Source organism: Flavobacterium sp. GQ95 (genome assembly GCF_059758655.1).
In genome coordinates, this window is record NZ_JCAXEB010000019.1 from 75,816 (window position 1) to 85,097 (window position 9,282).

Genomic DNA, 9,282 nt, shown 5'->3' on the forward strand with positions numbered 1-9,282 from the left:
AATTCTATTGTGGTTTTTTTATTGAAAAATAAATAGATCATCTATAGATATTGAGTGCATTATTTGCTCTCCATTGCTGTTCAAGATATTCGGCATCTTCGCTATTACGCGGATGAACACCTAAAACAACATGACCGTCCTTAATTCCATCTTCATAAATTTTTGCTCTGTCTTCAGGAATTCCTGACCCTACTAGAGCTCCAATTATACCTCCGGCAATTCCTCCTGCACCAGCACCAGCTAATCCTGCAGCTAATGGACCAGCAACGATTAATCCTAAACCAGGTATAACAAGACTAGTTCCTAATGCAGCAACTACTCCTGCAATTGCTCCAATTGTTCCTCCAATTGCAGAACCAGCTCCGGCAGTTTCAGCTGCTTTTGTTCCTAGTTCGGAGTGATCGTCTTTGTCTGAATAATGCTTTTTTCTGGTTTCGTCAGACATGATCAGGTTAATTTCATCTTTTGTATAACCTCTTTCGCTTAGATTATCGTAAGCTCTTTCTATGCTGTCACGATCTGAAAACATTCCTGTTAAAACCTCACGTTTAGTTCCATCGGGATTATGTAAATTTTCCATTTTATATATGTTTTATATTGTGAATTCATTTTCACTTAAACAAAGCTCGGAAAACAGATATAATATTATTTACACAATTTTTTCAAATCATTACATAATGAAATTCAGACTTTTATAAAATAGAGGATGTTTTTATGCTATTACTTTAACTTTAGCGATATTTTGTGATAGTAAAAAAAAGACCACAATAAAATCTATTTTATTGTGGTCTTTTATATTAGAGAATAATTTGGTGTGACTAATTTACTGAGATCAATTTCACATCAAAAATAAGTACTGAACCCCCAGGAATACCACTATAATCGAAAGGTCCATAACCTAAATGTGAAGGAACTAGCAATATTCCGCTTCCCCCAACTTTAAAATAAGGAATACCTTCTGTCCAGCCTTTAATTACCTGATTTAACCCAAAGGAAATCCCTGCGGCTTTGCTCTGATCAAAAATACTTCCATTAGAATAATATCCTTTATACGCTACAGTTACATTAGAACTTGTGGTCGGTTGAGCTCCGTCTCCAGGTTCGTTTATCACATAATACAAGCCAGAATCTGTTCTTTGTGCAGTTAATTTGTTTTTGGCAATATAATCAACTATTTCTTTTTCGTTTTTAACAGTGTAATCAGTTTTTTTAGGATCGTCGTTAGAATTACAAGAGATAAAAAGTGTTAATGCAAGTAATGATGCTAAGATGTATTTCATGATATTTTAAAAATATATTTTTTAATGGTGCAAATATAATAAGTTTTCAGTCGCAGTCACAGTTTTCAGTTTGTTACGATTAGATAGGACATCCAAATTTATAAGGATTATTAATCATATAGTTTATCAGTTTTCCTATCTCAATGCTTTTCTTGTTTAAAATTTCAAATATTTCCTGATTTGTATATTTACATTGTAAAGCGAATTCAAGCCAAACAAATGTCTCTGAATTTTCTGCATCGCTATCAGTTAACTTACTTATAAAATGATTTAAGTATCGTCTTTTTCTATAAGATTCTGCAATATTTGCAGAAACGCTTCTTGAAGATCTTCTTATTTGATCTGTTAAGGAATATTTTTCTTCTTTTGGAAATGTCTTTGAGAGTTCAAATATTTTCATCGCAAGTTCAAATGACTTTTTGTAAGCTAATAATTCTTTAAAATCCATTGTTTAATTTTTCACAAGAATATTAAAAAAATAAGAAAAAACTTATATTTTAATGAAAAATATCAGAAACCAAACTGAAAACTGCCACTGAGACTGAAAACTAAAATCAACCTTCTATTTTAGCTGATAATTCAAACCAACGTTCTTCTTTTTGATCTATTTTATTGATGATATTTTGTAGTTCATTTGCTTTTTTCTCAATATCAGCATCAGCTACTTTTCCGTCAGAAAATAATTGTTCGATTTTAGTTTTGTCTATTTCTAAATCTTTAATTTCTCTTTCTAGTTTTTGATATTCTTTTTGCTCGTTGAAAGTTAAATTTCCAGTCGGATTATTTTGTTTCCAATCTTTCTTTTCGGCTTTGTTTTCCTCTTTTTGAGCAACATCAGCACTATCTTCATAAGCTCTGAAGTCAGAATAATTCCCTGGGAAGCTTTCGATTTCACCTTTTCCTCTAAAAATAAATAGGTGATCGACAATTTTATCCATGAAATAACGGTCGTGAGAAACTACCAGTAAACAACCCGGATAATCTAAAAGAAAACTCTCCAAAACATTAAGTGTTACAATATCCAAATCATTTGTTGGCTCATCCAGAATCAAAAAGTTTGGATTCTGAATCAAAACTGTACATAAGTACAAACGTTTCAATTCGCCACCACTTAATTTTTCGACAAAATCATATTGTTTTTTAGCATCAAAAAGAAAACGCTCTAATAATTGCGAAGCCGAAATCATTCTGCCTTTTGCAAGCGGAATAAATTCACCATATTCCTTAATAATATCAATTACACGCTGATTTGGTTTTGGATTGATTCCACTTTGTGTATAATATCCTATCTTAATTGTATCACCTTTTACAACACGACCACTGTCCAATGGAATTGTTCCGGTAAGAAGATTTAAAAAAGTAGATTTTCCGGTTCCGTTTTTACCAATAATTCCGATACGTTCTCCACGCTGAAAATCAAAACTAAAGTTATCCAGAATAACATGATCCTTGAATTTTTTTGAAATTTTGTGAAGCTCGATAATCTTGCTTCCCATACGTTCCATGTTAATTTCAAGTTCTACCTTGTTTTCAAGACGACGACTTTGCGCTTTTTCTTTAATTACATAAAAATCATCCTGGCGCGATTTCGATTTTGTAGTTCTCGCTTTTGGCTGACGGCGCATCCATTCTAATTCTTTTACAAATAAGTTTTTTGCTTTGTCAACGCTGGCATTTTCAGAAGTAATTCGCTCTTCTTTTTTTTCTAAATAATAAGAATAATTTCCTTTGTATTGGTATAATTTTCCGTTGTCTAATTCGATAATTTCGTTACAGACACGCTCTAAAAAGAAACGGTCGTGCGTTACCATAAACAAGGTGATATTTTCTTTAGCAAAATAACTTTCTAACCATTCGATCATTTCAAGATCTAAGTGGTTAGTTGGCTCATCCAGAATCAATAAATCAGGACGATTGATTAGGATAATAGCCAATGAAAGACGCTTTTTTTGTCCACCCGAAAGATTTTTTACTTTCAGTTTAAAATCTTCCAGTTTTAATTTGAATAAAATTTGCTTGTATTGTGTTTCAAAGTCCCAGGCATTGTGCTGATCCATTCCGTCAAAAGCTTTTTGATACGCTTCTTCATCATCTGGATTTTCAAGTGCTTTTTCGTAGGCTTCGATTACTTTTAAAGTTTCATTATCCGAAGCAAAAATACTTTCTTCAATAGTTAACTCTTCCTGTAGATTATTATCCTGAGAAAGAAATGCCATGCGGATTCCCTTTCTCAAAACAACTTGTCCTGTATCAGGTTCATCCAAACCATTGATAATACTCATTATTGTGGTTTTTCCAGAACCGTTTTTAGCGATAAAAGCGATTTTTTGGTCTTTATTGATTCCGAATGAGATGTTGTCAAAAAGCGTTCTTTCGCCAAAAGACTTCGATATATTTTCTACAGATAAGTAATTCATGTTGTTAAGTTGTTTAAAATCAAATAATTGCAATGTTTTTAAATATACAGGTCTCTAATTTAGTCTCTAGCTTGAAAAAGCTGTTTTTTTATTTAATTGGCAAAGATACCCTTTTGAGCGTAACAAAAAAAGATAGCGCTAGGCTATCTTTTACTTTGAATCTTTAATAGTTCAGTGACCTTGTATCTCTTTCGATTACTAAAGGGTCTGTAAGCTGTAATTTTGCCTTCAGTTTCATATTTACCAATTGTGGTTTGACTTTTAATTCCTAAAATAATCATTGCTTCCTTTGTGCCAACAAATTGCTCATTTTGAAAAGTCATTAAATTTAGGCTCTTTTTAAGTTGTGTATTTCTGTTCACTTTTTTTTGCTCTTTTTTCATTTTTAAATCCTTTACATTAAAAAAAGACCTAAACAGATCTTTTTTGCTCTACATCATTTATTTTCTAAAGTTAAAAAAAGAATTATAATTAATCATAGTCAAAATTTACTTATGATACTCTAGGGTATTTGTTTTAAAAGTTGATATAAACGAAAGAACATTTATCTAGAAATGTGAATGGATTATTTAGGTGATAGTTTTATGGAAGATTGAAAAAAAATATATTATCGAATGTATTTTCTTACCGATTGTTTGAAGAGAATATAAGTTAAATAAAAATTAAAAAAGACATGAATATATTTAATAGTTTTACTCTCTATTATTTACTTTTGTAAGTGGGAGCAGCCTAATAAAGATTAGTTTATTTCAAAGACACAATCTCTAGTAAGTATGAATTTTTTAAAAAAAATAATGCAAGTAATTTGATAAATCTTGCAATATAATCATAAAAAGGCGCTTGTAAAATGCTTATAATGACAGGAGTTGTATTGTTGAATTTCTTCCAAAAAAAATAAAAGAATATTGGAAAAAACTAATATAATGATGTTTTATAATTTTATAAAGGCATTTATAAGCGCCTTTCTGCAAAAGAATAATAGATTTGGGAGTTATAATTAATCTAATAATGTAATATCAAGAAGTCTTCCAACTGCAGTAATAACTGTCTTTTAGTTTTTAAACCATCATTTGTTAAAATTACAAACTCTTCATTTATAATTCTTCAGATGCCATTTCTAGCAAAAAAATATCAAAGAAACGTCTAGGTGTATGGTACTTATCTAAAACAATACTAAATAATCAGTTTAAAATTAGTAATCAACTTTGTTAGAAAATATATTAAACTAATTTAGAAAAGCTTCGATCGCATTAAATAAGATATCTTAATTGATGCATAGAAATAGCTTGTATTTATATTATTTTTTAATTCCTTGTCCTTATAAACAAAAGCATATGAGAAATTAACATTGTTTTTTCCATATTTCACACCTGTTTCAAGATTACATCGAAATGGAATCAAATTATACACAACTGGACTGGTATTATTAAATAAACTTCCTTGAATAGTAGTATCATACAATTGGTAATTAATACTAGGAGCTACATAAAAATAAAATTCACTTCTTAAGTGTTTTGGATTAGTATTAATCGAAGCGCCATATATATTTGAATCATAAATCGGATTTAGTTTTTTAAGGCTAATTCTTGTCAAAAAACCTGTAGAGGATCCTGTAAAAATCGTCCCTAAATTTATTTCTGTTTGTAAGTTAAAATCTATTGTACTGGAGTTTTTTATGGGAAATAATTTAATTGAATATAAAAAATGAGTTTGTATGGCTAATGCATTTTTTATTTGATTCTGCCAGCCATGAACTTCTCGAAAACCAAAAAAATCATGAAATCCTATTTGTACTTCTTTTGCAAATGAATTTTTACCAACAAAACCCAATTGGAAATTGGCTTTAAGGACTGATTCTTTCTTATAGAAAATATTTCTCCCCGCTTCTAAAAAGAGATAACCTGCAAACGGACGATCATTGTTCTCAACATCATTCGCTTTAATAGTGTGTGGAGTATAGATGTATTGTCCGATTCGAAACTCGTCAATTTTTTTATTTATTTTTTCATTATTATTTTTTGCTAGAAATCTATAAAAAACTTCAAAACCATTGGTGTAATATTTGTCGTTTCTGAAAGACGTATATAAATCATTATCTGTTATAAAACCTATTTCTGAGGTGCTATTTTGAGCAGATCCGTACAAACCAACCAGAATCAAAATAAAACTAAAATCTTTCTTTCTTGTCATTCTATTTCGTTTGTTTTTAATCATGTAATTATTCTTGAGTATTAAAAAGAGAGATTTCTTAGTTCTTGATTATTTGCTTAATAATTAAGAATTAGATAGTAGAATTATACTTAAATTATCCACTTTTGATTATATACTAAATAGCTCTATTAGGTAAACAATTAAATTGTAATTTTGTGGGCTAATTTAATTATAAGTGAATTATAAAAAGGTTTTAAAAAGTTTAAAAAAAACAAGGATAAGACTTAGTTGTTGTATTGATCAAATAGGGATAATTAATTATTCTAATAAAAAATGGAGAGGAAACTAAGAAGAGTTTTTGATTGTAATAAGTCTGTTTTTTATTCATTATGATAAAGTTTTAATTGACAAGATTTAACTTGAAAATGGCTCAAAAGTTAAACTTGATAAAAATAAGTTTGTTGATTAGCAAACAGATGCGGCAGAGTATTTCTAGTCAATTAAATAAAAGAAGTTGAGAATCTGAAAAGTGTTAAGCTTAAACTTGAATTTATCCTACGGATTAAGAAGTTATCAAAAGTAATAAGTAGAGGTTAATAAAGAAAAAGCGGAACGTTAAAACAGATCATTTGTGATACAGGATTTTAAAATTTACGAAATAAAAAATATTTAGTGATAACTAAAATGTTAGCTGCAATTTATAAACATTTATACATGAAAAAAACAAATCTTAATACTCCAGATCAAGATTAGAAAAGCATCCTGTCAAAGGTGGAATGGGGCTATTTATTGAGAGTTTCATAAAATATTTAAAAACAAATCATTGAATGTATTTCTGTATAGATTGTTCATTAGAGAGTAGTATCACGAATTGTAAAAATACAATTTTGATATTGTTTTTACATTTTTTAGCGACACAGTTGCAATATTGGTATTTTACATACCTCCCAGTCGTATACTTCCGCTTAAGTGTTTGCAGCAGTATGGACAGATCAAGAACCCTCTCAAAAGGAAAACAGACTTTGTTTTTTACTTAAATGAATTTGTCGTGCGACGGCTGTTTAGTAAGTACTGAACTTTTTTAATTTTTTTTTCTGAAATAAGAGGTTCATGAAGACCTTTTGCATAATATTCTTCCTCCGTTTTGTGAGCAGGAACAAAGACTAATCCACAATAGAGTAGGTTGTGTAGAATCTTCCAGGAATTATTTCTGCCACAGATGGGCTCTTTTAAGTCAGCTATTCTTCTGATGTAGATAATTGAAAGCTAGCCTTTTAAATATTCTTCAAATGACCTCTGATATAATCAGTTTCAGGCTGTTTGAGCACGATATTTTTTTGCCATCAGAACTAATCTTGTTTATATAATCAATAGGTGCTTTTGAAGGCGATCTGCTGTTTTTCTTGTTCTTCTTTGGCTATCAGATGTTGTTCAGCCTTCATCTGCTATTCTCTGCTTGCGGAATTGAAAGATAGATGGCAAGTTGTGCTTTCGGGGACTTCAAAATCGATTATCTAATCAATAGCAATGGCTTGAGTATTTAGTCTTCTTAAATATTCCAATCATTTGGTAAGTATATTCGATGTTATGGCTGAAACGATCCCATTTAATAAATAGAATGTTTTCTGTTGGACAGTATTTGTTTTCTTTATCGTTTTAATAAGTCTTAGTCATTCTGAGCTGTTGGGATCCTTAGCAGAGAAATCTTCTCTAAAAAATTCCTTTAACTTTTATTTGGTTTGTCGAACAGAATTTTATTAAACGATGTTCCTGTTCAATTAGAGAAAACCCTTTTCTTTTTTGTTCGTCAGCACTTACTCTGATGTGTAAATAAGCATTTTTCATAACAGAATAATAAACTGATTTCTTTTAGCAGGTAGTATGTCATAGATGCTTCTAGTTGCTTATATAAATTTACGAAAACAGTAATTTTTATACGATTGTTAATTGGATATTAGAAAGTTAAAAGAGTATTGGTGATTTCTAGTTATTTTTTTAAAATAGGTATTTTAAGTTTATTATTTAATATTTGAAAATAATTGAGATTGACAACCAATAAACATCTCTGAATTATAATAATCATATTGTTTTTATGTTCCTGAAAAAAATGCACAGTGATAAAACCTCCTGGCTCTTTGGGATTTTGAAATCGATTCATTCCGGATGGAAATGGTAGGGCCTATATTTGATAATTTGTGCGGCTGGAATGTGCTCTATATCATTAAAAATCATGAATCACTATGTTTTGAGTCCGGTAAATGGGAGTTTTCCTGAAGTAATTCTGCCGCTGTATCTTGCATTTTTTTTATGTCCTAATTTTACGGGTACAAAGATCAATTCTAAGGCATTCATTAAATTTATATTTTATATGAAATCATTACACCACCCCGGTAGGGAAGATATTCGCTGCCTTTATTCCAGTTTTCAGCTTTATCATATCGTCCTGGAGTACCATCGTTATAATAACCGTGATAAAAGCCCTGATGCCAACCGCCTCCAACAAAAATATCTAATAAAAAATGATCGCTTAATTTAGCATTGAACCCTATTGTGGCTCCTATACGATAGCTAAAACCCTCTTCATATTTATTAGCACCCCAATACTTCTTCCTTTGTAGTTGATATATGTCTGGACCTGTATGAATTCCTAAATAAAACCCCTTATATTTTTCATTAAAATGATATCGTATCTCTGGTGTCAACATAAAAAATTTCATAGGGCTATGTCCATCAAAAGATTCCCAAAATGAAACTAAAACATCAATACTAAAGGTTGTTTTTTTTCCAATGCTTGTTTCTAATCCAATATTTGGTACAGCAGCTAATGCAGTAGCTCCATTAAATTTTAAATAAGTTTGACTTTGTGAATGAATTGAAAAGAGTAGAATAGTTAAAGTAAGTGTCTTTTTCATAAATAATTAACATTTATCTTGAGTATGATTTAAAGTACAATGTTAAAACAATTAAAACTTCAGTGTTAAAAAAAGCCTACGCAGATATACGCGGTTTGAAAATTTTATTCCTTAACATAAAAAAATCGCCTGAGAAGACAATTTTTTATGTCCTATTTCACGGCTTTGTTTCTGGGTATTTTAGCCTGAAAATATAGTTATATCAGGTGTAATCGATAACTTCAAAGAGAAAAGGAGATTGCTTCTGTAGCGGTGATAAAACTGCGCGGGGTTCTATAGCCCTTCCACTATGATATTGGCAAAAATTAAAGCAGTAATGCAGAGAGATTGCCCAGGAAATTGCGGGAGTGTGATTTTTTTAGTTTGTCAAACTCCTGGATTGACAGACTTTCCGATGATCAATATAGCAACTAAAAATATTGAAATTGAAGAAAAGGGTATGTTATGAGTTAATTAGCAACAATTGAAAAAGGATTCAATGCTTTGTAATTGACTTTCCTTTTTTAAGAATACCAGCCTCAG

At 30.2% G+C, this 9,282-nt stretch carries 8 protein-coding genes; all 8 read right to left on the reverse strand.

What is annotated here, in order from left to right:
- Positions 1–37: 37 nt before the first annotated feature.
- Positions 38–580: a hypothetical protein gene (locus AC6CH4_RS24315; protein WP_498107627.1), complete on the reverse strand. Its 543-nt coding sequence runs from the start codon at positions 578–580 to the stop codon at positions 38–40.
- A 238-nt stretch (positions 581–818) separates the two neighbouring features.
- Complete coding sequence (locus AC6CH4_RS24320; protein ID WP_498107629.1) at positions 819–1,280, reverse strand: FKBP-type peptidyl-prolyl cis-trans isomerase; 462 nt, start codon at positions 1,278–1,280, stop codon at positions 819–821.
- Between the two features lie 79 nt (positions 1,281–1,359).
- A complete protein-coding gene (locus AC6CH4_RS24325) occupies positions 1,360–1,728 on the reverse strand; it encodes a four helix bundle protein (protein ID WP_498107631.1) in 369 nt (122 codons plus the stop codon).
- Positions 1,729–1,834: 106 nt separating this feature from the next.
- The gene (locus AC6CH4_RS24330) at positions 1,835–3,697 is read right to left on the reverse strand and encodes an ABC-F family ATP-binding cassette domain-containing protein (RefSeq protein WP_192187420.1); all 1,863 of its coding nucleotides are present in this window, start codon (positions 3,695–3,697) and stop codon (positions 1,835–1,837) included.
- Between the two features lie 143 nt (positions 3,698–3,840).
- Complete coding sequence (locus AC6CH4_RS24335) at positions 3,841–4,080, reverse strand: MerR family transcriptional regulator (protein ID WP_498107633.1); 240 nt, start codon at positions 4,078–4,080, stop codon at positions 3,841–3,843.
- A gap of 847 nt (positions 4,081–4,927) precedes the next feature.
- On the reverse strand, positions 4,928–5,887 hold the full coding sequence (locus tag AC6CH4_RS24340; protein WP_498107635.1) for a lipid A deacylase LpxR family protein: 960 nt from the start codon (positions 5,885–5,887) through the stop codon (positions 4,928–4,930).
- A 990-nt stretch (positions 5,888–6,877) separates the two neighbouring features.
- The gene (locus AC6CH4_RS24345; RefSeq protein ID WP_498107643.1) at positions 6,878–7,108 is read right to left on the reverse strand and encodes a recombinase family protein; all 231 of its coding nucleotides are present in this window, start codon (positions 7,106–7,108) and stop codon (positions 6,878–6,880) included.
- Between the two features lie 1,097 nt (positions 7,109–8,205).
- Positions 8,206–8,760: a DUF3575 domain-containing protein gene (locus tag AC6CH4_RS24350; RefSeq protein WP_498107637.1), complete on the reverse strand. Its 555-nt coding sequence runs from the start codon at positions 8,758–8,760 to the stop codon at positions 8,206–8,208.
- Positions 8,761–9,282 lie beyond the last annotated feature (522 nt).

Bases quoted from the DNA above. Each gene is read 5' to 3' on its own strand.
- AC6CH4_RS24315 (WP_498107627.1), bottom strand. From the start codon at position 580: ATGGAAAATTTACATAATCCCGATGGAACTAAACGTGAGGTTTTAACA.
- AC6CH4_RS24320 (WP_498107629.1), bottom strand. From the start codon at position 1,280: ATGAAATACATCTTAGCATCATTACTTGCATTAACACTTTTTATCTCT.
- AC6CH4_RS24325 (WP_498107631.1), bottom strand. From the start codon at position 1,728: ATGGATTTTAAAGAATTATTAGCTTACAAAAAGTCATTTGAACTTGCG.
- AC6CH4_RS24330 (WP_192187420.1), bottom strand. From the start codon at position 3,697: ATGAATTACTTATCTGTAGAAAATATATCGAAGTCTTTTGGCGAAAGA.
- AC6CH4_RS24335 (WP_498107633.1), bottom strand. From the start codon at position 4,080: ATGAAAAAAGAGCAAAAAAAAGTGAACAGAAATACACAACTTAAAAAG.
- AC6CH4_RS24340 (WP_498107635.1), bottom strand. From the start codon at position 5,887: ATGACAAGAAAGAAAGATTTTAGTTTTATTTTGATTCTGGTTGGTTTG.
- AC6CH4_RS24350 (WP_498107637.1), bottom strand. From the start codon at position 8,760: ATGAAAAAGACACTTACTTTAACTATTCTACTCTTTTCAATTCATTCA.